At 69.0% G+C, this 22,567-nt stretch carries 22 protein-coding genes; 12 read left to right on the top strand and 10 right to left on the bottom strand.

Annotated elements, in window-relative coordinates; translation table 11 throughout:
- Position 1 precedes the first annotated feature (1 nt).
- The 6 genes from MYA_RS11710 to MYA_RS11685 form a co-directional block, all read right to left on the bottom strand.
- Positions 2 to 631 (bottom strand): DUF2946 family protein, encoded by a 630-nt coding sequence (locus MYA_RS11710; protein WP_011885916.1) that lies wholly within the window; start codon positions 629 to 631, stop codon positions 2 to 4.
- A complete protein-coding gene (locus MYA_RS11705; protein ID WP_011885915.1) occupies positions 624 to 1,661 on the bottom strand; it encodes a hydrolase in 1,038 nt (345 codons plus the stop codon). The genes MYA_RS11710 and MYA_RS11705 overlap by 8 nt, the downstream gene beginning before the upstream one ends.
- Positions 1,662 to 1,695: 34 nt before the next feature.
- Positions 1,696 to 2,142, bottom strand: coding sequence for a nuclear transport factor 2 family protein (locus MYA_RS11700; protein ID WP_006749968.1), 447 nt, complete (start codon positions 2,140 to 2,142; stop codon positions 1,696 to 1,698).
- Positions 2,143 to 2,257: 115 nt separating this feature from the next.
- Positions 2,258 to 3,295, bottom strand: a complete 1,038-nt coding sequence (gene waaF / locus MYA_RS11695; RefSeq protein ID WP_011885914.1) for a lipopolysaccharide heptosyltransferase II — start codon at positions 3,293 to 3,295, stop codon at positions 2,258 to 2,260.
- A 139-nt stretch (positions 3,296 to 3,434) separates the two neighbouring features.
- Positions 3,435 to 3,629, bottom strand: coding sequence for a zinc-finger domain-containing protein (locus tag MYA_RS11690; protein WP_006749970.1), 195 nt, complete (start codon positions 3,627 to 3,629; stop codon positions 3,435 to 3,437).
- 50 nt (positions 3,630 to 3,679) lie between these two features.
- Positions 3,680 to 4,603, bottom strand: coding sequence for a branched-chain amino acid transaminase (locus tag MYA_RS11685; RefSeq protein ID WP_011885913.1), 924 nt, complete (start codon positions 4,601 to 4,603; stop codon positions 3,680 to 3,682).
- Positions 4,604 to 4,810: 207 nt separating this feature from the next.
- Here MYA_RS11685 and MYA_RS11680 point away from each other — a divergent pair, with 207 nt between their 5' ends.
- The 3 genes from MYA_RS11680 (at position 4,811) to MYA_RS11670 (ending at position 7,362) form a co-directional block, all read left to right on the top strand.
- A complete protein-coding gene (locus tag MYA_RS11680) occupies positions 4,811 to 5,566 on the top strand; it encodes an AzlC family ABC transporter permease (protein WP_011885912.1) in 756 nt (251 codons plus the stop codon).
- Positions 5,563 to 5,886 (top strand): AzlD domain-containing protein, encoded by a 324-nt coding sequence (locus tag MYA_RS11675; RefSeq protein ID WP_011885911.1) that lies wholly within the window; start codon positions 5,563 to 5,565, stop codon positions 5,884 to 5,886. Before MYA_RS11680 ends, MYA_RS11675 begins: the two co-directional genes overlap by 4 nt.
- 279 nt (positions 5,887 to 6,165) lie before the next feature.
- Positions 6,166 to 7,362, top strand: coding sequence for a phosphoglycerate kinase (locus MYA_RS11670; protein ID WP_011885910.1), 1,197 nt, complete (start codon positions 6,166 to 6,168; stop codon positions 7,360 to 7,362).
- A gap of 157 nt (positions 7,363 to 7,519) precedes the next feature.
- Here MYA_RS11670 and MYA_RS32415 read toward each other — a convergent pair whose 3' ends face one another.
- The gene (locus tag MYA_RS32415) at positions 7,520 to 7,648 is read right to left on the bottom strand and encodes a hypothetical protein (RefSeq protein ID WP_257785811.1); all 129 of its coding nucleotides are present in this window, start codon (positions 7,646 to 7,648) and stop codon (positions 7,520 to 7,522) included.
- Between MYA_RS32415 and pyk the strand changes: the two genes are divergently transcribed.
- The 6 genes from pyk (at position 7,647) to MYA_RS11640 (ending at position 14,424) form a co-directional block, all read left to right on the top strand.
- Entirely contained in the window at positions 7,647 to 9,083 is a 1,437-nt protein-coding gene (gene pyk / locus MYA_RS11665; RefSeq protein ID WP_011885909.1) for a pyruvate kinase, read from the top strand. The genes MYA_RS32415 and pyk overlap by 2 nt on opposite strands.
- A gap of 297 nt (positions 9,084 to 9,380) precedes the next feature.
- On the top strand, positions 9,381 to 10,445 hold the full coding sequence (gene fba, locus MYA_RS11660; protein ID WP_014723568.1) for a class II fructose-bisphosphate aldolase: 1,065 nt from the start codon (positions 9,381 to 9,383) through the stop codon (positions 10,443 to 10,445).
- Between the two features lie 229 nt (positions 10,446 to 10,674).
- Positions 10,675 to 11,565, top strand: a complete 891-nt coding sequence (locus MYA_RS11655; RefSeq protein ID WP_014723567.1) for a phosphoribosylaminoimidazolesuccinocarboxamide synthase — start codon at positions 10,675 to 10,677, stop codon at positions 11,563 to 11,565.
- 16 nt (positions 11,566 to 11,581) lie between these two features.
- Complete coding sequence (purE, locus tag MYA_RS11650; protein WP_011885906.1) at positions 11,582 to 12,103, top strand: 5-(carboxyamino)imidazole ribonucleotide mutase; 522 nt, start codon at positions 11,582 to 11,584, stop codon at positions 12,101 to 12,103.
- Between the two features lie 75 nt (positions 12,104 to 12,178).
- Entirely contained in the window at positions 12,179 to 13,375 is a 1,197-nt protein-coding gene (locus MYA_RS11645) for a 5-(carboxyamino)imidazole ribonucleotide synthase (RefSeq protein WP_014723566.1), read from the top strand.
- Between the two features lie 11 nt (positions 13,376 to 13,386).
- The gene (locus MYA_RS11640; protein WP_011885904.1) at positions 13,387 to 14,424 is read left to right on the top strand and encodes an L-threonylcarbamoyladenylate synthase; all 1,038 of its coding nucleotides are present in this window, start codon (positions 13,387 to 13,389) and stop codon (positions 14,422 to 14,424) included.
- 99 nt (positions 14,425 to 14,523) lie between these two features.
- Here MYA_RS11640 and MYA_RS11635 read toward each other — a convergent pair whose 3' ends face one another.
- The 3 genes from MYA_RS11635 to dacB all read right to left on the bottom strand — a co-directional run bounded on the left by MYA_RS11635 (position 14,524) and on the right by dacB (position 18,788).
- A complete protein-coding gene (locus MYA_RS11635) occupies positions 14,524 to 15,660 on the bottom strand; it encodes an SGNH/GDSL hydrolase family protein (RefSeq protein ID WP_014723565.1) in 1,137 nt (378 codons plus the stop codon).
- Between the two features lie 95 nt (positions 15,661 to 15,755).
- Positions 15,756 to 16,670 (bottom strand): sterol desaturase family protein, encoded by a 915-nt coding sequence (locus MYA_RS11630; RefSeq protein WP_011885902.1) that lies wholly within the window; start codon positions 16,668 to 16,670, stop codon positions 15,756 to 15,758.
- A 576-nt stretch (positions 16,671 to 17,246) separates the two neighbouring features.
- Positions 17,247 to 18,788: a D-alanyl-D-alanine carboxypeptidase/D-alanyl-D-alanine endopeptidase gene (gene dacB / locus MYA_RS11625; protein WP_011885901.1), complete on the bottom strand. Its 1,542-nt coding sequence runs from the start codon at positions 18,786 to 18,788 to the stop codon at positions 17,247 to 17,249.
- A gap of 183 nt (positions 18,789 to 18,971) precedes the next feature.
- On the opposite strand from dacB, the gene MYA_RS11620 reads away from it, so the two are divergent.
- The 3 genes from MYA_RS11620 (at position 18,972) to MYA_RS11610 (ending at position 22,563) form a co-directional block, all read left to right on the top strand.
- The gene (locus tag MYA_RS11620) at positions 18,972 to 19,634 is read left to right on the top strand and encodes a response regulator (RefSeq protein WP_011885900.1); all 663 of its coding nucleotides are present in this window, start codon (positions 18,972 to 18,974) and stop codon (positions 19,632 to 19,634) included.
- A gap of 3 nt (positions 19,635 to 19,637) precedes the next feature.
- A complete protein-coding gene (locus MYA_RS11615) occupies positions 19,638 to 20,978 on the top strand; it encodes an ATP-binding protein (RefSeq protein ID WP_014723563.1) in 1,341 nt (446 codons plus the stop codon).
- Between the two features lie 100 nt (positions 20,979 to 21,078).
- Positions 21,079 to 22,563 carry a DegQ family serine endoprotease gene (locus tag MYA_RS11610; protein WP_011885898.1) on the top strand — a complete coding sequence of 495 codons (1,485 nt, stop codon included), beginning with the start codon at positions 21,079 to 21,081 and terminating at the stop codon, positions 22,561 to 22,563.
- Positions 22,564 to 22,567: the final 4 nt, after the last annotated feature.

Genomic DNA, 22,567 nt, shown 5'->3' with positions numbered 1-22,567 from the left:
TTCAGCCTTCGCCGCCGCCCGGATCCGCTGCAGCGGCGGCTGGGGTGTCGCGTGCGCGCTGCGCGGGGCTCGCGACGAAGCCGAAGGTCGCGGGCACGTCGGCGCGAGCGATGCTGCCGAGCGGCAGCGTGCGGCCGTCGCGCCAGCGCAGCACGGGCGGCGTCGCGTCGAAATCGGCGTGATCGGCAAAGAGGCCGAGATCGTGATCGTGCAGCACCGCGACGCGCGGCGGCGCGTTCGCAGCGCCCGCCGCACCCGCCGCACGAAACAGCACGCCGCCCGCATCGTCGAGCCACGCGGCCTCGGGCTCGAACGGCGCGCCGGTGTGATCGACGAGCTCGAGCTGCCCGTCGCGTTCGACGAGGCGCACGACCCACGGCGTATAGGCAAGCTCGACATAGACGCGCTGCGGGCCGTTCTGGAAGAACCACTGGCCATGCGCGTCGCATGCGTAGTTGCGGGCGATGAATGCGTTCAGCGCGTCATGCCGCACGGGCGAGCCGAGCTCGCCGGCGGCCTGCGCGGCGTCGTCGCGCAGCCGCCATGCGCCGCGCCGGTCGAGCAGCAGCCAGCCAGTGCAGTGCGGAACGTTCGGCCATTTGGCGATGGCCTGTCGGACGATGTCATCCATGGTCGACGAATTTCGAGCAATAGCCGAACACGCGCGCCGACAGCCAGTCGAGTCGGCCGGGGAACGGCCCGGTCATGAATCCCGCGTGACCGCCGTGCGCCGGCTGATCGAGCTCGACGGCCGGCGACACGTCGGCGGCGCTCGGCAGCGCGGATTCGGGCAGGAACGGGTCGTTGCGTGCATTGAGGATCAACGTCGGCACGTCGATCGCGCGCAGCAGCGGGCGCGTGGTGGCTTGGGTCCAGTAGTCGTCGGCGTTCGCGAAGCCGTGCAGCGGCGCGGTGACGACTTCGTCGAAGTCGCGCATCGTGACGGCGCGCAGCATCGCGTCGCGGTCGAACAGCCCCGGATATTGATCGAGCTTCGCGAGTGCCTTGCGCTTGAGCGTCTTGAGAAAGCTGCGCGTATAGACCATCGCGAAGCCCTGCGACAGCGCGCGGCCGCCCGCATGCACGTCGATCGGCGTCGAGATCGCCGCGGCCGCGTGCACGATCGACGTGTCGCTGCGATGCTCGCCGAGCCAGCGCAGCAGCACGTTGCCGCCGAGCGACACGCCGGCCGCGACGATCGGCCCGCGATGCTGCGCGGCGAGCCGGCGCAGGATCCAGTCGACTTCGGCGCTGTCGGCGAGATGATAAAAGCGCGGCTGGCGATTCAGCTCGCCGCTGCAGCTGCGAAAGTGCGGGACGACCGCGTGCCAGCCGTTCGCCTGCGCGGCGGCCATCATCGCGAGCGCATAGTGCGAGCCGGAGCTGCCCTCGAGGCCGTGGAACAGCACGAACAGCGGCGCATCGGGTGCCGGCGCCGCGCTGTCGAGGTGCGCGACCCAGTCGAGATCGATGAAGTCGTGGTCGGGGGTTTCCCAGCGCTCGCGTCGGTACGCGACGGCCGGACGCCGCGCGAACAGCGCGGGCACGATGGTCTGGACATGGCTGTTCGGCAGCCAGCGCGGTGCGCGATAGCGCAGTAGGTCGTCGGCGGGGGCCGAGGCCCCGGTCAGCGGCGAGGTAGGCGGGGAGGCCGTACTCATGATCGCCCTGCTAGTGCGTTGCTACGTTGCTTCGTCAGTGCAGCGGACCCTGCCCGTGACGGATCTTCGCGGCGAATTGTCCGGCCGCCTGTTCGGGAATCGGGCTCGCGTGGATATGCGCGATGCGCCACTCGCCACGCTCGTGAATCATCACGTACGTCGCGAACACCATGTCGGGTTCGGCCGTCAGGTCGGCCTGCTGATGGGCCTCGGCGATCGTATAGACGACGGTGCCGAGACTGTCGTACACGCGGATGTCGAGCGGCTCGATCGTCACCGGGCGGGTGGCGAGCCGGTTCGCGAGGCCGCTGCGGATCTGGTCGAGGCCGTGCAGATGCTCGCCGTCGGCCCACACGCAGCTGGCGAAGTCCTCGTCGATCCACAACCCCAGCAGCGCGTCGAGATTGGCGTCGGCGACGGCCTGGTAGTAAGCGTTCAGCGTATCGGCGGCGGCTTCGAAAAGGCGGGCAAAACGTGGCATCGGGGTTATCTCTCGCGCGCGTCGCGCGCCGTATTCAGCACGGCGGCCCGGATGAGGCCGCCGTACACCGGTGAATCGGATTGCCCGGCGCGTCGTGCGACGCCGCCGGCCAGGGTCAGCGCTGCCCGACGAGCATGCCGCGCAAGTCGCCGAATACCTGCTCCGGGCCGAGCTCGCGCAGGCAGTTCAGATGGCCGAGCGGGCATTCGCGTTCGAAGCAGGGACTGCATTCGAGATGCAGCCATTGTACCTTCGCCAGCTCCGACAGCGGAGGGGTGTGGCGCGGATCCGTCGACCCGTACAGCGCGACGAGCGGCCGGCGCAGCGCCGCGGCCACGTGCATCAGCCCGGAATCGTTGGTGACGACGGCGTTCGCGCGCGCGATCAGCGCGCATGCCTCGGACAGCGACGTCTGCCCGCACAGGTTGCGCACGTTCGGCGCGTGGTCGGCGATCGCCTGCGCGGCCGCGGCGTCCTTCTGCGAGCCGAGCGCGACGATCTGCGTATACGGGAACGACTGGTGGACGATCGTCGCCAGCGTCGCGAAATGCTCGGGCGGCCAACGCTTGGCCGGGCCGTATTCGGCGCCCGGGCAGAACACGACGAGCGGCTTGCGCGTATCGAGATTGAAACGCGCCGACACGCGCGCCGTCTCGTTCAGATCGGCGTCGAGGCGCGGCGCGGGCAGCGTCTTCATCGACTCGGGCAGCTTCGCGCCCGGCGCATAGGCGAGCGCCGCGTAGTGGGTCGTCATCGGCGGCCGCTCGGCCGACTTGTCGGGGTTCGCGTGCCGCACGTTCAGCAAGCCGTAGCGGTGCTCGCCCGTGTAGCCGATCCGCAGCGGGATGTTCGCGAGCCACGGGATCACGGCCGACTTCAACGAATTCGGCAGCACGTACGCCGCGTCGTAGCCGACGTCGCGCAGGTCGCTCGCGAGTTGCCAGCGGCGCAGCAGCTGTAACTTGCCGTGGGCGAGATCGGTCGCGTGGACATCGTGGATCTCCGGCATCCGCTCGAGCACCGGCGCCACCCAGCTGGGTGCGACGGCATCGATCGCGATGCGGGGATGGAGCTTCTTCAGCAGCGCAAAAAGCGGCTGCGCCATCAATGCGTCACCGATCCAGTTCGGTGCGATAACCAGCGCTCGACGCATCAGGTCGACTTCCGATGTCGTAATGAAGCACGGCGCGCATGCACCGCGTTCGGGTTGTCAGAAAGGGAAAGGGCGGCGCGCCGGAAACTCCGGCGGCGCCGCCTCGCGTGCGACGGGCCCGCAGGCCCGCGGGCCGGGCTCAGTGGCCCTTGACCACCTCGCCGTCGCGCAGCTTGTAGCGCGTGCCGCAGTACGGGCAGCGTGCCTCGCCGTGCGAGACGTCGATGAACACGCGCGGATGCGCGCTCCAGCGCGCCATGGCCGGGTTCGGGCAATACGCGGGGAGGTCCTTGGCTGTCAGTTCGACCAGCGGCATTTCCTTGATTTCGCTCATGAGACTTTCTCTAATCACTCTTTTTGTGGGCGGTCGGCGGCGCGGCGCGCTCAGACCTTGGACAGCCAGTGCGCGTACTTCGCGTTCTTGCCCGACACGATATCGAAAAACGCCGACTGGAGCTTTTCCGTGACCGGGCCGCGTGCGCCGCTGCCGATCGTGCGGTTGTCGAGCTCGCGGATCGGCGTGACTTCGGCGGCCGTGCCCGTGAAGAACGCTTCGTCGGCCGTGTAGACCTCGTCGCGCGTGATGCGCTTCTCGATCACCTCGATGCCGGCGTCCTTCGCGAGCGTGATGATCGTGTCGCGCGTGATGCCGTCGAGGCACGACGACAGGTCGGGCGTGTAGAGCTTGCCGTTGTTGACCAGGAAGAAGTTTTCGCCGGAGCCTTCCGACACGTAGCCGTCGACGTCGAGCAGCAGCGCTTCGTCGTAGCCGTCGGCCGTGGCTTCCTGATTCGCGAGAATCGAGTTCACGTACCAGCCCGACGCCTTTGCCCGCACCATCGACACGTTGACGTGGTGGCGCGTGAACGACGACGTCTTCACGCGGATCCCCTTCGCGAGGCCATCCTCGCCGAGGTAGGCGCCCCACGGCCAGGCCGCGATCGCGACGTGGATCGTGTTGCCCTTCGCGGACACGCCGAGCTTTTCCGAGCCGACCCAGATGATCGGGCGCAGGTAGCACGATTCGAGCTTGTTTTCGCGCACGACTTCGAGCTGCGCGGCTTCGAGCGTTTCCCGGTCGAACGGCACGTCCATCTGGAAGATCTTCGCCGAATTCAGCAGCCGCTTCGTGTGCTCGCGCAGGCGGAAGATCGCGGTGCTGCCGTCGGCCGTCTTGTATGCGCGCACGCCCTCGAAGACGCCCATGCCGTAGTGCAGCGTATGGGTCAGGACGTGGATCTTGGCGTCGCGCCAGTCGATCAGCTTGCCGTCCATCCAGATCTTGCCGTCGCGGTCGGCCATTGACATAGGATTCTCCTGGGAGCAGTGGGGTGCTGCGGTGGTTGTGCAGCGTTGAGCCGGAAAGACGCTTATTTTAGCGTCATTTGGCGCCGATCCGGTCGGTCGCCATGGGGCCGGGGCTATAATCGTCCGGTACCGATTCCAACGACGACGGGCCGTGCCGGCAGGAGACGCCGGAGCCCGGACGAACCGCCCGCTGCGGCCCGCCTCCCCATGCTCGCTCGCTTGTCCGCCACCGACCGCTTCGCGCTGATCCAGGGCGCGCGCGACTATTCCCCGACCTTGATGGCGATCCTCTCCTGGGGGCTCGTCACCGGCATCGCGATGAGCAAGTCGGTGATGACGCTCGGGCAGGCGAGCGCGATGTCGATCCTGGTGTACGCGGGTTCGTCGCAACTCGCGGTGCTGCCGCTGCTCGTCGCGAAGCTGCCGCTCTGGACGATCCTGCTCACCGCCACGATGGTCAACATGCGCTTCGTGATCTTCAGCGCCGGCCTCGCTCCCCATTTCTCCTACCTGCCGCTGTGGCGGCGCGTCGCGATCGGCTATTTCAACGGCGACGTGATCTACCTGCTGTTCCAGAAGCAGGGCTTCGCCTACGGCCACGTGCCGGGCAAGGAGGCGTACTTCTGGGGGATGGCGCTCGCGAGCTGGGCGTCGTGGCAGGCGTCGTCGCTCGCCGGCATCCTGCTCGCGAGCTTCTTTCCGGCGAGCTGGGGGCTCGAGCTGGCCGGCACGCTCGCGCTGATTCCGATCATGGTGTCGGCGGTCGCGAACCGCTCGACGCTCGTGGCGGTCGCGGTGGCCGGCATCGTGTCGCTCGTGCTGTTCGACCTGCCGTACCGGCTCGCGCTGCCGATCGCGGTGCTCGCGGCGCTGGCCGCCGGCTGCACCGCCGATTTCTTCGTCGAGCGCGCCGACTGGCGGCGCATCCGTACCGAAATCGTGCACGAGAAGGAGAGCGAGTGAGTGCGACCGAAATCTGGCTCGTGATCGTCGGGATGACCATCGTCACGGCCGTCACGCGCGCGTTGTTCCTGATCGGCGGCGAGCGCACCGTGCTGCCCGAGCGCGCGCAGCGCGCGCTGCGCTATGCGCCGGCCGCCGCCTTGGTTGCCGTGGTGCTGCCCGACGTGCTGGAGACGCCGGCCGGCCTGTCGTTCGCGCTGACCAATCATCCGTTTTACGCGGCGCTCGCCGGCCTCGGCTGGTTCCTGTGGCGCCGCAGCATGCTCGGCACGATCGTCAGCGGCATGCTCGTGTTCACCGTGCTGCGGATCCTGTTCTGATGAATCGCGGCGGCGGCCGGCCGGCGCCCGGTGCGCCGGCGCCAGCGGATTGCTGCATTGCAGCAGCATGCCGCCGGCCGCCCGCGCTCCCAAATAGGCGGAATTCGGCCGCGCACGGTCAGTCTGCCGGGTGGATCGGCTAGAATGCCCGTTCGAGATTTTTACCCGTGCGCGTCATGCGAACCGCCAGCCACGGCCGCATCCGGCGCCCTTTCGCGGCAGCCCGCGCACGTCCAGCGTGAAGCCCCTTTCCCCATCCACTACTTCAATCTGTCCACCATGAGCCAAGTCAAGCGTCTTACCGACCTGATCGCCGCCGGCCAGCTCGCCGGCAAGCGGGTGTTCATCCGCGCCGACCTGAACGTCCCGCAGGACGATCACGGCAACATCACCGAAGACACGCGCGTGCGCGCGTCCGTGCCGGCGATCCGCGCCGCGCTCGACGCCGGCGCGGCCGTGATGGTCACGTCGCACCTCGGCCGCCCGACCGAAGGCGAATTCAAGCCGGAAGACTCGCTCGCGCCGGTCGCGAAGCGTCTGGCCGAATTGCTCGGCCGCGACGTGCCGCTGGTGTCGAACTGGGTCGAGAACGGCGTGAACGTCGCGCCGGGCCAGGTCGTGCTGCTCGAGAACTGCCGCGTGAACAAGGGCGAGAAGAAGAATTCGGACGAGCTCGCGCAAAAAATGGCGAAGCTCTGCGATATCTACGTGAACGACGCGTTCGGCACCGCGCACCGCGCCGAGGCCACCACCCACGGGATCGCGAAGTACGCGCCGGTCGCCTGCGCGGGCCCGCTGCTTGCTGCCGAACTCGATGCGCTCGGCAAGGCGCTCGGCAACCCCGCGCGTCCGCTCGTCGCGATCGTCGCGGGCTCGAAGGTGTCGACCAAGCTGACCATCCTGAAGTCGCTGGCCGGCAAGGTCGACCAGCTGATCGTCGGCGGCGGCATCGCGAACACGTTCATGCTCGCGGCCGGCCTGTCGATCGGCAAGTCGCTCGCGGAAGCCGATCTGGTCGCCGAAGCGAAGGCGATCATCGACGAGGCGCGCGAGCGCGGCGCGTCGGTGCCGATCCCGACCGACGTCGTGACGGCCAAGGAATTCTCGCCGACGGCCGCGGCCACGGTGAAGCAGGTCGCCGACATCGAAGCGGACGACATGATCCTCGACATCGGTCCCGATACGGCCCGCGCGCTCGCGAGCCAGCTCGAGAAGGCCGGCACGATCGTGTGGAACGGCCCGGTCGGCGTGTTCGAGTTCGACCAGTTCGGCAACGGCACGAAGACGCTCGCCGACGCGATCGCCAAGTCGTCCGCGTTCTCGATCGCGGGCGGCGGCGACACGCTGGCGGCCATCGCGAAGTACGGCATCCACGACCAGGTCAGCTACATCTCGACGGGCGGCGGCGCATTCCTCGAGTTCCTCGAAGGGAAGAAGCTGCCGGCGGTGGAAGTGCTGGAAACGCGGGCGGCCTGAGCGTGGCGGTGCGCGCAGGGGTGACGAAGGCCGCGCGCTCCGCGACAGCGGAGCAGCGGGCCGGCGCGGGCAAGCGCAAACGCGCGCCCGCGCGGGCGGACACCACCCCGCGCGCAGCGGCGGCCGCCGGCGACGCGGTCGTGCAGCACCATGAGATTCAGAACAAAGCGATGCCGGGCGCAAGCACCGGCACGCTCCCCGGGACGGCCGCCGCTGGGCTCGCCGATTCCGGCTCTCGCAGCGTTTCACCCAGCGCATCAACCCTGATCCAGATGAGGAGTTTCATGCAGCGCGCCACCAAGATAGTCGCCACGATCGGTCCGGCCTCCAGTTCGCCGGAGATTCTGCTGCAGATGATGCAGGCGGGCCTCGACGTCGTGCGGCTCAATTTTTCGCACGGCACGGCCGACGATCATCGCCAGCGCGCCGAGATGGTGCGCGAGGCCGCCCGCAAGGTCGGCCGCGAGATCGCGATCATGGCCGACCTGCAGGGTCCGAAGATCCGCGTCGGCAAGTTCGAGAACGGCAAGACCACGTTGGCGCCGGGCCAGGCGTTCATCCTCGACGCGGGTTGCGAGCTCGGCAACGACGAGCGCGTCGGCCTCGACTACAAGGAACTGCCGCGCGACCTGAAGCCGGGCGACCTGCTGCTGCTGAACGACGGCCTGATCGTGCTGACCGTCGAGCGCGTGCTCGGCGAGGAGATCCACACGATCGTCAAGGTGGGCGGCGAGCTGTCGAACAACAAGGGCATCAATCGTCAGGGCGGCGGCCTGTCGGCGCCCGCGCTGACCGCGAAGGACATGGAGGACATCCGCACCGCGATGTCGCTCGGCGCGGATCTCGTCGCGGTGTCGTTCCCGAAGAATGCAACCGACATGGAAATGGCGCGCCAGCTCGCGAACATCGCGGGCGCGCCGTACGGCATCAAGCCGAAGATGATCGCGAAGATCGAGCGCGCCGAGGCGATTCCGGCGCTGCAGAGCATCCTCGATGCGTCCGACGGGATCATGGTCGCGCGCGGCGACCTCGCGGTCGAAGTGGGCAACGCGGCCGTGCCGGCGCTGCAGAAGCGGATGATCCGGATGGCGCGCGAGTCGAACAAGCTCGTGATCACCGCGACGCAGATGATGGAATCGATGATCCACGCGCCGGTGCCGACGCGCGCCGAAGTGTCGGACGTCGCGAACGCGGTGCTCGACGGCACCGACGCGGTGATGCTGTCGGCCGAAACGGCCGCCGGCAAGTATCCGGTCGTCACGATCGAGACGATGGCGGCGGTGTGCGTCGAAGCGGAAAAATCGGAGCACGTCGAACTCGACAAGGATTTCCTCGACCGCACGTTCACGCGTATCGACCAGTCGATTGCGATGGGCGCGCTGTTCACCGCGTATCACCTGGGTGCGAAGGCGATCGTCGCGCTGACCGAATCGGGCGCGACCGCGCTGTGGATGTCGCGTCACTACACGCACGTGCCGATCTTCGCGCTGACGCCGCGCGTCGGCAGCGAGCGCACGATGGCGCTGTACCGCAACGTGACGCCGCTGCACGTCGACTTCAACAGCGACCGCGACGCCGCGCTGCAGGCGGCGCTCGAGATGATCGTCAAGCAGGGCTACGTGCAGCACGGCGACATGGTCGTGCTGACCGTCGGCGAGCCGATGGGGCAGGCGGGCGGCACCAATACGCTGAAGATCGTGCGGGTCGGCGAGCACTATTGAGCGCCGGGCTGGCCGGGTTGCCTCGGGCCGTCGGCCCGGTCGATCCGGCACCGTTTGGACCGAAAAGCCGCGTGGGGTCGGATGCCCCGCGCGGCTTTTTTTCTGTTTTTTGGCGGATTGTGCCGTGCCAAGGTAACAAATTGCGAGCGGGCGCGCCGGCGCGGTCGGAATCGGCGGCGCTTCGCGATAAAATGCCGCTATTCGACGCTCAGCCGTGCCGTGCCGCCCCGTTTCAGGCGGGAGCGAGCGCCGCGCCGGCGTCAGGGCGCACCGGTTTTCATTCCAAGGAGTTCCACAATGCCTCTCGTATCAATGCGTCAATTGCTGGACCACGCGGCAGAGCACGGTTACGGCCTGCCGGCCTTCAACGTGAACAACCTGGAGCAGGTCCAGGCGATCATGGCGGCGGCGGACCAGGTCGGCGCGCCCGTGATCATGCAGGCATCGGCCGGCGCGCGTAAGTATGCGGGCGAGCCGTTCCTGCGCCACCTGATCGAAGCGGCGGTCGAGTCGTATCCGCACATCCCGGTCGTGATGCACCAGGACCACGGCCAGTCGCCGGCCGTGTGCATGGCCGCGATCCGCAGCGGTTTCACCAGCGTGATGATGGACGGTTCGCTCGAAGCCGACGGCAAGACGGTCGCCTCGTACGAGTACAACGTCGACGTGTCGCGCAAGGTCGTCGAGATGGCGCATTCGATCGGCGTGACGGTCGAGGCGGAACTCGGCGTGCTCGGCTCGCTCGAGACGATGAAGGGCGACAAGGAAGACGGCCACGGCGCGGAAGGCACGATGACCCGCGAGCAACTGCTGACCGATCCGGAGCAGGCTGCCGATTTCGTGAAGCTCACGCAGTGCGACGCGCTCGCGATCGCGATCGGCACGTCGCACGGCGCGTACAAGTTCTCGAAGAAGCCGACCGGCGACATCCTGTCGATCCAGCGCATCAAGGAAATCCACGCACGCATTCCGAACACGCACCTCGTGATGCACGGTTCGTCGTCGGTGCCGCAGGAGCTGCTGGCCGAGATCCGCGAATTCGGTGGCGACATGAAGGAAACCTACGGCGTGCCGGTCGAGGAAATCCAGGAAGGCATCAAGCACGGCGTGCGCAAGGTCAACATCGACACCGACCTGCGTCTCGCGATCACCGGCGCGATCCGCCGCTACCTGTTCGAGAACCCGGGCAAGTTCGATCCGCGCGACTACCTGAAGCCCGCGCGCGAAGCCGCGAAGAAGGTCTGCGTCGATCGCTACCTCGCGTTCGGCTGCGAAGGCCAGGCCGCGAAGATCAAGCCGGTGTCGCTCGACAAGATCGCCGAACAGTACAAGTCCGGCGCGCTCGCGCAGGTCGTGCGCTGAGACTGTAGTACGATTGCCCCGCCCGGCGTGGTCGCCGGGCGCGGCGGCTGCCCGCGGCGGACCTGATCCGGCCCCGGCAGCCGTTCCGTCCGGCCGAACGAGGGCCGGCCGGCAACCGCCCGGCGCGCTCGCGCCGGCGGTTCGCCGACGCATTGCAAGACCGCCGTTCCCGCCTGCCGCGGGGAACGGCGTTTCCCTTTTTGTTTGGCTCCTTATCTGCGAAAAGACGATGTCTACCCTTTACGAATCCACGCTCCGCTCGCTGCCGCTCCTCGGTCGCGGCAAGGTCCGCGACAACTACGCGGTCGGCAACGACAAGCTCCTGATCGTCACGACCGACCGTCTGTCGGCATTCGACGTGATCATGGGCGAGCCGATTCCGAACAAGGGCCGCGTGCTGAACCAGATGGCGAACTTCTGGTTCGACAAGCTCGCGCACATCGTGCCGAACCACCTGACCGGCGACGCGCCGGAAGCGGTCGTCGCGGCCGATGAAGTCGAGCAGGTCAAGGGCCGCGCGGCGGTCGTCAAGCGTCTCGAGCCGATCATGATCGAAGCGGTCGTGCGCGGTTATCTGGCCGGCAGCGGCTGGAAGGAATACCAGGCCTCGGGCGCGGTGTGCGGCGTGGCGCTGCCGGCCGGCCTGCAGAACGCGCAGAAGCTGCCGGAGCCGATCTTCACGCCGGCCGCGAAGGCCGAGCTCGGCGAGCACGACGAGAACATCACGTTCGAGGAAACCGAGCGCCGCATCGGCACCGAGCTGGCCGCGACGATCCGCGACATCTCGATCCGCCTGTACAAGGAAGCGGCCGACTACGCGGCGACGCGCGGCATCATCATCGCCGACACGAAGTTCGAGTTCGGCCTCGACAACCACGGCAAGCTGTACCTGATGGACGAAGTGCTGACCGCCGATTCGTCGCGCTTCTGGCCGGCCGACCAGTACCAGGTCGGCACCAACCCGCCGTCGTTCGACAAGCAGTTCGTGCGCGACTGGCTCGAGGCGCAGCCGTGGGGCAAGACGGCGCCGGCGCCGGCGCTGCCGGCCGACGTCGTCGCGAAGACGGCCGCGAAGTACCAGGAAGCGCTCGAGCGCATCACCGGCCAGCCGCTCGCGTAAGCAAGGACACATCGACATGACTGAAGTCCAGACTGCCCACACGCACAGCGCGCCGCTCGTCGGCGTGCTGATGGGTTCGAGTTCCGACTGGGACGTGATGAAGAACGCGGTCGCGATCCTGCAGGAATTCGGCGTGCCGTACGAAGCGAAGGTCGTGTCCGCGCACCGGATGCCCGACGAGATGTTCGACTATGCGGAGAAGGCGCGCGAGCGCGGGCTGCGTGCGATCATCGCGGGCGCCGGCGGCGCCGCGCATCTGCCCGGCATGCTGGCCGCGAAAACCACGGTGCCGGTGCTCGGCGTGCCGGTCGCCAGCAAGTACCTGAAGGGCGTCGATTCGCTGCACTCGATCGTGCAGATGCCGAAGGGCGTGCCGGTCGCGACGTTCGCGATCGGCGAGGCCGGCGCCGCGAACGCCGCGCTGTTCGCGGTGTCGATCCTGTCCGGCACGTCGGTCGACTACGCGAACCGGCTCGCCGCGTTCCGCGTGCGCCAGAACGAAGCCGCGCACGCGATGGTGCTGCCGCCGCTCGCTTGACGGCGCGCCGGCGGCCGCGCATCGCCTGACTTTCCCCACTGCGGCGGGCCGCGCCCGCCGCGATCGATCACTGACATGACCGCAACTCCTGATTCCGTTTCCCCGATCCTGCCCGGCGCGTGGCTGGGCATGGTCGGCGGCGGCCAGCTCGGCCGCATGTTCTGCTTTGCCGCCCAGTCGATGGGCTATCGCGTCGCCGTGCTCGATCCCGATCCGGCGAGCCCGGCCGGGTCGGTAGCCGACCGCCATCTGCGCGCGGCCTACGACGACGAAGCCGCGCTCGCCGAGCTGGCCGCGCTGTGCGAAGCCGTGTCGACGGAATTCGAGAACGTGCCGGCCGCGAGCCTCGATTTCCTCGCGCGCACGACGTTCGTCGCGCCGGCCGGCCGCTGCGTGGCAGTCGCGCAGGACCGCATCGCGGAGAAGCGTTTCATCGAGGCATCCGGCGTGCCGGTCGCGCCGCACGTCGTGATCGAGTCGCCGGCCGCGCTCGCCGCCCTCGACGATGCCGCGCTCGATGCGGTGCTGCCCGGCATCCTGAAGACCGCGCGGCTCGGCTACGACGGCAAGGGGCAGGTGCGCGTGAGCACCGCCCGCGAAGCGCGCGACGCGCACGCGGCGCTCGGCGGCGTGCCGTGCGTGCTCGAAAAGCGCCTGCCGCTGAAATACGAAGTGTCGGCGCTGATCGCGCGCGGCGTGGACGGCCGCTCGGCCGCGTTCCCGCTCGCGCAGAACGTGCATCACGACGGCATCCTCGCACTGACGGTGGTGCCGGCGCCGGCCGCCGATGCCGCGCGTGTCGAAGAGGCGCAGCAGGCCGCGATCCGGATCGCCGACAAGCTCGATTACGTCGGCGTGCTGTGCGTCGAATTCTTCGTGCTGGAAGACGGCTCGTTCGTCGCGAACGAAATGGCGCCGCGCCCGCACAACTCCGGCCACTACACGGTCGATGCGTGCGCAACCAGCCAGTTCGAGCAGCAGGTGCGCGCGATGACGCGCATGCCGCTCGGCAACCCGCGCCAGCATTCGCCGGCCGCGATGCTGAACATCCTCGGCGACGTGTGGTTCCCGAACGGCGCCGATGCCGGCGCGGTCACGCCGCCGTGGGACACGGTCGCGGCGATGCCGGCCGCGCATCTGCATCTGTACGGCAAGGAAGAGGCGCGCGTCGGCCGCAAGATGGGTCACGTGAACTTCACGGCCGAGACGCGCGACGACGCGGTCGCGGCCGCCAACGCGTGTGCGCAGCTGCTGCGCGTGCCGCTCGACTGAGGCGCCGGCCGATGTCCATCGCGCTCCCGAATACGGTGACGCCCGCGCAGATCGACGCGGCCGCGGCGCTGCTCGACGCCGGGCAGCTCGTCGCGTTCCCGACCGAAACCGTGTACGGGCTCGGCGGCGATGCGGCGAATCCGGAAGCCGTCGCGCGCATCTACGCGGCGAAAGGGCGTCCGGCGAACCATCCGGTGATCGTGCATCTGCCGCCCGGCGGCGATCCCGGCTACTGGGCCGCCGACGTTCCGGCCGATGCGCGGGCACTGATCGACGCGTTCTGGCCGGGCCCGCTGACGCTGATCCTGAAGCGCCATCCGCGCATCCCGGATGCCGTGAGCGGCGGCCAGGATTCGGTCGGTCTGCGCTGTCCGTCGCATCCGGTCGCGCAGGCGCTCTTGGCCGCGTTCAGCGCGCGCCGCGGCGGCCACGGCGGCGTGGCCGCACCGTCCGCGAACCGTTTCGGCCACGTGAGCCCGACCACGGCGCAGCACGTGCGCGACGAATTCGGCGACACCGTGCACGTGCTCGACGGCGGTGCGTCCGAAGTCGGGATCGAATCGACGATCGTCGATCTGTCGCGCGGCTTTCCCGCGCTGTTGCGGCCCGGTCACGTGACGCCGCAGCAGATCGCCGACGTGCTCGGCCGCGCGCCGCGTCTGCCCGATGGCAGCGACGCGACCGCGCCGCGCGCGTCCGGCACGCTGAAGGCGCATTACGCGCCGCGCACGCCGCTCGCGCTGCTGCCGTTCGACGCGCTCGAGCCGTTGCTCGCGGCCGCGCAGGCGGACGGCGAACGCGTCGCGCTCGTCGCACGCGCGTCGCGTGCGGGGCGCTGGGCGCAGGCGGACGGCGTGCACTTCATCGCCGCGCCCGAAGATCCGCACGCATATGCGCGCGATCTGTACGGGATGCTGCGCGCGCTCGATCGCGCGCAGGTCGCACGCATTCTCGTCGAGAAGCTGCCCGAGACCGTCGAGTGGATCGCGGTCAACGACCGGCTCGGCCGCGCGGCCGCGGCGTTCGATGCGGGGGACGCGGCCGACTGACCCGGCTCGCTTCGGCCGCTTCGACGCGCACTGCAATGAAAAACGCCTGACCGGCGACTCGCCGGTCAGGCGTTTTCGTATCGGCGTGCCGCGAGCGCGTTACTTGCCGACGCCGGACTTCGCGATCTGCTGCTCGACGTACTGCGCGAACAGCGCATGCAGGCGCGTCGTCGGGTGCACGGTATCGGCGAACATGTAGGTCTGGTCCGCGTTCGGGACCGTGTAGGTCTGCGGCGAGCAGAACAGCGACGAGCCGAACGCGGTCGCGTTCGCGACGCCGTACTGCGTGGCCGCCTGGACCATCGCCTTCAGGTTGCACGCGGTGTCGGTGTTCTTCACGCTGAAGCCGTTCGCCTGGTAGTTGGCCGCGATGCCGTCCTGCCACGTGAACGTATCGACCAACGCGTACTTGGTCGGATCGACCTGCAGCGCGGCGAGCGTGCCGGCCAGCGTCTGGTTGAAGAGGCCCGACAGTTGCGTGAGCGCGGCCTGCGTGCCGCCTTGCAGCGCAAGCGGCGTGCCGCCGATGTCCGGCACGTTCGAGACGAACACGTGCGTCGCGCCGGCCGCGACGATCTGCTGGACGAGGCCGCCGAGCTGCTGCGCGGCGAGGCCGATCGCCTGCGCGGCCGCCAGTTGCGCGGCCGGCGTGTTGCCTTGCGCCTGCGCGACCTGCGCCTGATAGAAGATGTCGTTCGCGCCGCCGTTGATCAGCACGATCTGGCCGGCGTTGAAGCTGCCGTGCTGCGCCAGGTACTGCTTGACCTGATCGGCGATCGGCGTGGTGGTGGCCTGCGCATAGTCGGGGTTCGGCACGCTGGCGTCCGCATGGCCGATGCCGGGCTGCAGCGTCACGCGCGAGCCGCCCTGCGCGTAGCCGAGGCCGCCGGTCGCCTGCAACGGGATGCCGAAGCCGCCCTGGTTCGCCGGCTGCAGCGTGTCGCCGTAGTACTGCGCGACGTTCTGCGTCCACACCTGGCCCGGGTTGGTCGTGAAGCGGCCGCCGCCGAAGCCGAGCTTGATCTGCGAGTAGGTGCCGACGTCCGACAGGCTGTCGCCGAACGACACGACCTGCATTTTCACGCCGGACGGCGGCGTGTTCGATGCGCTGCTGCTGTTGTCGTCGCCGCCGCCGCAGGCGGCGAGCAGCGCGAGCGCGGCGCCCGCGATCGCGACCTGGGCGGTGCGCAGCAGGCGTTGACGGTTGCGCGACGGAGTGGATTGTCGTGACTGCATCGATGGATCTCCTCGTAGATATGGCCCGATGTGTTGTGCATCTGCCGTGTGCCCGCTCAGGTTCGGGCGGCACGGCGGCCGTTGGCTGAAGCGGTTTATTGGTCGCGCACGGCCGCAAGCGGCACGGTGCGCGGATCATGGTTTGCGGCCTCGGCGATCTGCGCATGATAAGCGCTCGCCCATTCGGGCGGGCCGAAAATCGCGCGCAGCCGGTTGCGCCATCCGTGTACGCGCAACGCGTCGGCCGCCATCGACACCCACTCGTGAAACGTCGCGACGAGCGGGTTGTTCGAGCCGAGCGGCTCGACGATTCCGTATTGCGGCGGATCGTCGGCCGATTCGTCGACGTAGCTGCCGAACAGGCGATCCCAGATCACCAGCACACCTGCGTAATTGCGGTCGATGTAGCGCGGGTTGCGCGCGTGGTGCGCGCGATGGATCGACGGCGTGTTCAGCACGTATTCGAGCCAGCCGAGCTTGCCGATCGCCTGCGTATGGACGAAGAACTGGAACGCGAGGTTGATCAGCACGATGCCGACGATCTGCTGCGGCGGAAAGCCGACGAACGCGAGCGGCAGCCAGAACACCCACATGCCCGCGACCGGATACATCAGGCTCTGGCGGAACGCGGTCGAGAAGTTCATCCGTTCGGACGAGTGATGCACGACGTGCGCGGCCCACAGCCAGCGCACGCGGTGGCTCGCGCGATGGAACACGTAGTAGAGGAAGTCCTGGCCGACGAACAGCACGGCGAACGACAGCCAGCCGTCGTGCCAGGTGAACAGCCGGAAATGTGCGTAGCAGTACGCATAAACGGGGATCACGAACAACCATGCGAGCTTGTCGGCGCCCTGGTGCATCAGCGCGAGCGCCGCGTTGCACAGCGTGTCGCGCCACGCATAGACGTGGTCCTGTGCGCGCGTGCGGGCGAGGTGCCAGGCTTCCCACGCGATGCACAGCAGGAAGACGGGCGCCAGCGCGAGCAGAAGCAATTCGACGTCGAATCGCATGGGCGTGTCTCCTCCTTTCCCCTGCAGGCCGTCAGGCCGGGCACGTGGCCCGTTGTAGATATCGTCAGGCCAACAGCCTACGCAATCGCCACGCGCTAGGCGAGGGGGCAGCGTAGAGGGTTCCCTCAGAGGACAGGGTTTCTACGGAAGCCGCGTCGCACGGGGCCGGGCGGTGTGGCACCGTTTTGCCGGCATGGCGTGCGGGCGGTGCGCGGCGTGCCTGTGGCCGTGGCCGTTTCAAACCGCGGCCGGTGCTTTCGACGGTCGCGCGGAGGATGCGGGATGGGGTTATTGGCGGGCGAGGGTGAGGCGTGTCGCAGCGCGCTTTCGTACGTGGCGGCTAGTGCGGCACTAGCGCGTGCAGCGGGCGCCGGTAGGCAACAGCAGGCAGCACGAAGCACGCGTCAGAGGGAGCACTCAGGTAGCAGAAAGAGGACACCGGCAGCCATCGGTAGCCGCCGGCTGACACCACATGCCGCCAGCCGCCCATGCAGCGCCGCAGGCCGAGCAACGGATCAACGGAGCAGGCCGCAGCTCAACCGAACCCAAGCTACAGCACCGCCCCGCATGACACCGTCAATGCGCGCCCGCGTAGATCCATTCGAGCAGCGTATCGTGCGCGGCGCGCGCGGCTTCCGCGTGCTCGTCGTTGATGAAGCTCACGACGACGTAGCTCTGTCCGTCGGCGCCCGCGACGTAGCCGGCAATCGCGCGCACGTCGCGCAGCGTGCCGGTCTTGATGTGGGCATTGCCGAGCACGCCCGCGTTGGTGAGCCGGTTCTTCATCGTGCCGTCGATGCCGGCGATCGGCAGCGAATCGATGAACGTCTGCGCGACCGGGCTCGCGTTCGCGGCCTGCAGCAGCGCGGCGAGCGACAGCGCGCTCACGTGCTCGTCGCGCGACAGCCCCGAGCCGTTCTCCAGTTCCAGCTCGGGCATCGCGATTCCGCTCCTCTGCAGGAACGCGTGAATCGCACGGCTCGACTGCTCGGGCGTCGCGGGCGGCTTGCCGGCCACCGCGCCGATCGTGAGGAACAGGTTGCGCGCCATCACGTTGTTGCTGAACTTGTTGATGTCGTACACGATGCTGCCGAGCACGGGGCTGTGGTGCACGGCGAGCGGCCGCGCGGTGTTCGGCACCTTGCCTTCGTCGACCGGGCCCGCGATCGTGCCGCCGTCCTGCTGCCACAGCGCGAGGAAGCCGCGCGCGAAGAACGCCGTGTGGTCGAGGATCGCGAGATTGGTCGTGTGCGCGCCGCAGCGCAGCGGATAGTCGCCGGAGAACGACGCGGTCATGATCCCGCCGGCCGTGCCCGCGCCCGACAGCGTCGGGCGTGCGGCCGCGGCCGCCGCGCCGCACGATCCGCCGCCTTCGACGAGCTGGTTGTCGATCGACAGGTTCGCGAGCGGCGGCAGCACGTCGACGGCCACCTTGCCGTCGTCGCCCGGCGTGACCGTGAACGATACGGCCTTGAACGCGTACAGCAGCGGATCGGGGCCGACGTTGTACGGCGCGCTCACGTCGTCGTCGAACGACGGCAGGTCGCGCGTCGACGCCGCGAAATAGCTCTTGTCGAGCACGAGGCGGCCGGCCACGCGCCGCACGCCGGCCTTGCGGATCTTGTCGACGAGGTCGATCAGCTCTTCGGGCACGAGCTTCGGGTCGCCGGTGCCCTTGATGTACAGGTTGCCCTGCAGCGTGCCGTCCGGGTCGATCGGACCGTCCGCGTACGCGGTAGTGCGCCAGCGGTAGTCGGGGCCGAGGATCGACAGGCCGGAGAACGTCGTGACCAGCTTCATCGTCGACGCCGGCAGCATCGGCCGGCTGCCGTTCCATGCGATCAGCGGCTCGGGGTCGCCGACGCGCTCGACGACGACGCTGATCGCGGATGCCGGCACGTTCGCGCGCTGCAGCGCGACCAGCACGGACGCCGGCAGGCCGGCCGCGCGCGCGGCGGGCGACACGACGACGGTCTTGCGTGCGTCCTTGTGGAGTTTCTTGCGGGCATGCGCGGGCGGCGCGAACGCAAGCGCGGTGCAGGCGGCGACGACGGCGGCCGTGCGCGCACACAGACGGGTGCGGCTGACGAACCGGGCGGACAGAGCGGAAATCGGCATGGGCGAATACGGGAAAGACACGAGGCTTCGAGCAGGGGCGCGCGGCGCCGGAGCGCACATTGTAGAGACAAGTGCGCATGCGCCACACGCGTGTCGCCTTACTGTTGCATTGCAGACGGCGCAAGCGAGCCGCGGCGCTACAATGGTCGCCATGTTTCACTCGTCCCATGGGTTCCGGTTCCGATGCGCATTCTGCTTGTTGAAGACGACCGCATGATCGCCGACGGCGTGCGCAAGGCGCTGCGCGCCGACGGCTTCGCGGTCGACTGGGTGCAGGACGGCGACGCGGCGCTCACGGCGCTCGGCGGCGAGACGTACGACCTGCTGCTGCTCGACCTGGGCCTGCCCAAGCGCGACGGCATCGACGTGCTGCGCACGCTGCGCGCGCGCGGCCTGGCGCTGCCGGTGCTGATCGTCACCGCGCGCGATGCGGTCGCCGATCGCGTGAAGGGCCTCGACGCGGGCGCCGACGACTACCTCGTCAAGCCGTTCGATCTCGACGAACTCGGCGCGCGCATGCGCGCGCTGATCCGCCGCCAGGCCGGCCGCAGCGAATCGCTGATTCGCCATGGCCCGCTCACGCTCGATCCGGCGTCTCACCAGGTGACGCTCGACGGCGCGCCCGTCGCGCTGTCCGCGCGGGAATTCGCGCTGCTCGAGGCGCTGCTCGTGCGGCCCGGCGCGGTGCTGTCGAAAAGCCAGCTCGAGGAGAAGATGTACGGCTGGGGCGAAGAGATCGGCAGCAACACGGTCGAGGTCTACATCCATGCGTTGCGCAAGAAGCTCGGTTCGGACCTGATCCGCAACGTGCGCGGCCTCGGCTACATGGTCGTCAAGGAAAGCTGACGCGTGAGGTCGATTCGTCATCAATTGCTGATCTGGCTGCTCGCGATCGTCGTCGCGGGCGTGGGCAGTGCCGGCTGGCTGATCTACCGGCAGGCGCTCGCCGAAGCGAACGAGCTGTTCGACTACCAGCTGCAGGAAATCGCGGCGGCGCTGCCGTCCGAACCGTTCTCGCAGGTGTTCGGCTCGCGCACCAACGGCGATGAAGGCATCGTGATCCAGATCTGGAATCGCAACGGCGTGCTGATGTACTTCTCGCATCCGCGCGCGCCGATCGCGCCGCGCGCGGAGCTCGGCTTCTCGACCGAGCGCACCGATCGCGGCGAATGGCGCGTGTACGGCGCGATCGTCGGCGACAACGTCGTGCAGCTCGCGCAGCCGCTGTCGGTGCGCAACCGGCTCGCCGCGAACGTCGCGCTGCGCACGCTGTGGCCGCTGATCGTGCTGTTGCCGTTCCTCGGTGCGGCGGTCTGGATGATCGTCGGGCGCGGCCTCGCGCCGCTCGGCCGCGTGACGCGCGCGGTGGAGGCGCGCCGCCCGGAAGCGCTCGATCCGCTGCCCGACGCGGGGCTGCCGCTCGAGGTGCAGCCGCTGGTGCGCGCGCTGAACGGGCTGCTCGCGCGGCTGTCGGCCGCGCTCGACACGCAGAAGGCGTTCGTCGCCGATGCCGCGCACGAGCTGCGCACACCGCTCGCCGCCGTGCAGATCCAGGCGCAGCTCGTCGCGCGCGCGAAGGACGACGCGGCGCGCCGCGAGGCGGTCGCCGATCTGCAGGACGGCGTCACGCGCGCGACGCGCCTGACCGAACAGCTGCTCGCGCTCGCCCGCGCCGAGCCCGACGGCGCGTCGGTGCGCGAGCCGATCGACCTGCACGCGCTGCTGGCCGAATGCGTGGCCGCGCACGCGCCGCTCGCGCAGCGGCGCGGCATCGACCTCGGCTTCGAGGAGGCGTGCGCGGCGACCGTCGTCGCGGACGTCGGCGCATTGCGCGTGATGTTCGGCAACCTGCTCGACAACGCGGTGAAGTACACGCCCGACGGCGGGCGCATCGACGTGTCGCTGACGCACGACGCGGCCGGCCGCGCATGCGTGCAGATCGCCGACAGCGGCCCCGGCATCCCGGCCGACGAGCGCGAGCGCGTGTTCGACCGCTTCTATCGCGACAGCTCGGCGCGCGCGCGGGCGGACGTGTCGGGCAGCGGGCTCGGGCTCGCGATCGTCAAGCGCGTCGCGGCGCAGCAGCGCGCGACGGTGTCGCTCGGCGATGCAGCCGCCGGCGGCCTGCTCGTGAGCGTCGTGTTCCGCGAGGCCGACACGGGGGCGCAGGCACGGTCGGCATCTGCGTAACCGTTCTCGCGCGGGGCTGCTTAAGCCCCGCTTAAGGGCGATTAAGCCTCCTTTAAGTCAGGGTCGTTACGCTGCGACCTAACAACGAGGAGGTCTCACGATGAACACCCGATTCCTTGCGCGTGGCGCCGTTGCGGTCGCCGTCGCTGCTGCGCTGTCCGCCGGCTACGTCGCGGGCACCCGCCATGCCGATCCGCAGATCATCACGCCCGCGCAGGCCGCCGCGCTGATGCCGGCCGAGGCCGCGGCCAAGACCGGCATTCCCGATTTCTCCGGGCTGGTCGAAACCTACGGCCCGGCGGTCGTGAACATCAGCGCGAAGCACGTGGTCAAGCAGGTGTCGCGCCGCGTGCAGCAGCCGCAGCTGCCGATGGATCCGAGCGACCCGTTCTACCAGTTCTTCAAGCACTTCTACGGCCAGGTGCCGGGCATGGGCGGCGACGCGCAGCCGGACGACCAGCCGAGCGCGAGCCTCGGCTCCGGGTTCATCGTCAGCCCCGACGGCTACATCCTCACCAACGCGCACGTGATCGACGGCGCGAACGTCGTCACCGTCAAGCTGACCGACAAGCGCGAGTACAAGGCGAAGGTCGTCGGCTCCGACAAGCAGTCCGACGTCGCGGTGCTGAAGATCGACGCGAGCGGCCTGCCGACCGTGAAGATCGGCGACCCGGCGCGCAGCAAGGTCGGCCAGTGGGTCGTCGCGATCGGTTCGCCGTACGGCTTCGACAACACGGTCACGTCGGGCATCATCAGCGCGAAGTCGCGTGCGCTGCCGGACGAGAACTACACGCCGTTCATCCAGACCGACGTGCCGGTCAACCCCGGCAACTCGGGCGGCCCGCTGTTCAACCTGCAGGGTGAAGTGATCGGCATCAACTCGATGATCTATTCGCAGACGGGCGGCTTCCAGGGCCTGTCGTTCGCGATCCCGATCAACGAGGCGATCAAGGTCAAGGACGAACTGGTGAAGACGGGCCACGTGAGCCGCGGCCGCCTCGGCGTCGCCGTGCAGGGGCTGAACCAGACGCTCGCAAGCTCGTTCGGGCTGCCGAAGCCGGACGGCGCGCTGGTCAGCTCGGTCGATCCGAGCGGCCCGGCCGCGAAGGCCGGCCTGCAACCGGGCGACGTGATCCTCGCGGTCAACGGTTCGCCGGTGGCCGATTCGACGTCGCTGCCCGCGCAGATCGCGAGCCTGAAGCCCGGCTCGCAGGCCGACTTGCAGATCTGGCGCGACAAGTCGAAGAAGTCGATCAGCGTGACGCTCGGCGCGATGACCGATGCGAAGCTGGCGTCGAACGACGGCGGCCCCGTCGAGCAGGGGCGCCTCGGCGTCGCGGTGCGGCCGCTGACGCCGCAGGAGCGCAGCGCGACGAACCTGTCGCACGGGCTGATGGTGCAGCAGGCGGGCGGCCCCGCGGCCAGCGCGGGCATCCAGCCGGGCGACGTGATCCTCGCGGTGAACGGCCGGCCGGTCACGAACCCCGAGCAATTGCGCGACGCCGTCAAGGGAGCGGGCAACAGTCTTGCTCTGCTGATCCAGCGCGATAATGCACAGATCTTCGTGCCGGTCGATCTGAGCTGACCGG

The organism is Burkholderia sp. KJ006, from assembly GCF_000262695.1.
GTDB classification, from domain to species: domain Bacteria; phylum Pseudomonadota; class Gammaproteobacteria; order Burkholderiales; family Burkholderiaceae; genus Burkholderia; species Burkholderia vietnamiensis.
The sequence above is the reverse complement of the archived record's forward strand: the minus strand, read 5'-3'. Positions and strand labels throughout refer to the sequence as shown.

What these genes read in the sequence shown, in the direction of transcription:
- MYA_RS11620 (WP_011885900.1), top strand. Translation starts at nt 18,972, where the DNA reads ATGCGCATTCTGCTTGTTGAAGACGACCGCATGATCGCCGACGGCGTG.
- MYA_RS11680 (WP_011885912.1), top strand. Translation starts at nt 4,811, where the DNA reads ATGCTCGCTCGCTTGTCCGCCACCGACCGCTTCGCGCTGATCCAGGGC.
- MYA_RS11685 (WP_011885913.1), bottom strand. Translation starts at nt 4,603, where the DNA reads ATGTCAATGGCCGACCGCGACGGCAAGATCTGGATGGACGGCAAGCTG.
- MYA_RS11710 (WP_011885916.1), bottom strand. Translation starts at nt 631, where the DNA reads ATGGATGACATCGTCCGACAGGCCATCGCCAAATGGCCGAACGTTCCG.
- MYA_RS32415 (WP_257785811.1), bottom strand. Translation starts at nt 7,648, where the DNA reads ATGAAACTCCTCATCTGGATCAGGGTTGATGCGCTGGGTGAAACGCTG.
- MYA_RS11700 (WP_006749968.1), bottom strand. Translation starts at nt 2,142, where the DNA reads ATGCCACGTTTTGCCCGCCTTTTCGAAGCCGCCGCCGATACGCTGAAC.
- purE (WP_011885906.1), top strand. Translation starts at nt 11,582, where the DNA reads ATGACTGAAGTCCAGACTGCCCACACGCACAGCGCGCCGCTCGTCGGC.
- MYA_RS11645 (WP_014723566.1), top strand. Translation starts at nt 12,179, where the DNA reads ATGACCGCAACTCCTGATTCCGTTTCCCCGATCCTGCCCGGCGCGTGG.
- MYA_RS11670 (WP_011885910.1), top strand. Translation starts at nt 6,166, where the DNA reads ATGAGCCAAGTCAAGCGTCTTACCGACCTGATCGCCGCCGGCCAGCTC.
- MYA_RS11655 (WP_014723567.1), top strand. Translation starts at nt 10,675, where the DNA reads ATGTCTACCCTTTACGAATCCACGCTCCGCTCGCTGCCGCTCCTCGGT.
- MYA_RS11640 (WP_011885904.1), top strand. Translation starts at nt 13,387, where the DNA reads ATGTCCATCGCGCTCCCGAATACGGTGACGCCCGCGCAGATCGACGCG.
- dacB (WP_011885901.1), bottom strand. Translation starts at nt 18,788, where the DNA reads ATGCCGATTTCCGCTCTGTCCGCCCGGTTCGTCAGCCGCACCCGTCTG.
- MYA_RS11635 (WP_014723565.1), bottom strand. Translation starts at nt 15,660, where the DNA reads ATGCAGTCACGACAATCCACTCCGTCGCGCAACCGTCAACGCCTGCTG.
- MYA_RS11630 (WP_011885902.1), bottom strand. Translation starts at nt 16,670, where the DNA reads ATGCGATTCGACGTCGAATTGCTTCTGCTCGCGCTGGCGCCCGTCTTC.
- pyk (WP_011885909.1), top strand. Translation starts at nt 7,647, where the DNA reads ATGCAGCGCGCCACCAAGATAGTCGCCACGATCGGTCCGGCCTCCAGT.
- MYA_RS11610 (WP_011885898.1), top strand. Translation starts at nt 21,079, where the DNA reads ATGAACACCCGATTCCTTGCGCGTGGCGCCGTTGCGGTCGCCGTCGCT.
- waaF (WP_011885914.1), bottom strand. Translation starts at nt 3,295, where the DNA reads ATGCGTCGAGCGCTGGTTATCGCACCGAACTGGATCGGTGACGCATTG.
- MYA_RS11690 (WP_006749970.1), bottom strand. Translation starts at nt 3,629, where the DNA reads ATGAGCGAAATCAAGGAAATGCCGCTGGTCGAACTGACAGCCAAGGAC.
- MYA_RS11705 (WP_011885915.1), bottom strand. Translation starts at nt 1,661, where the DNA reads ATGAGTACGGCCTCCCCGCCTACCTCGCCGCTGACCGGGGCCTCGGCC.
- fba (WP_014723568.1), top strand. Translation starts at nt 9,381, where the DNA reads ATGCCTCTCGTATCAATGCGTCAATTGCTGGACCACGCGGCAGAGCAC.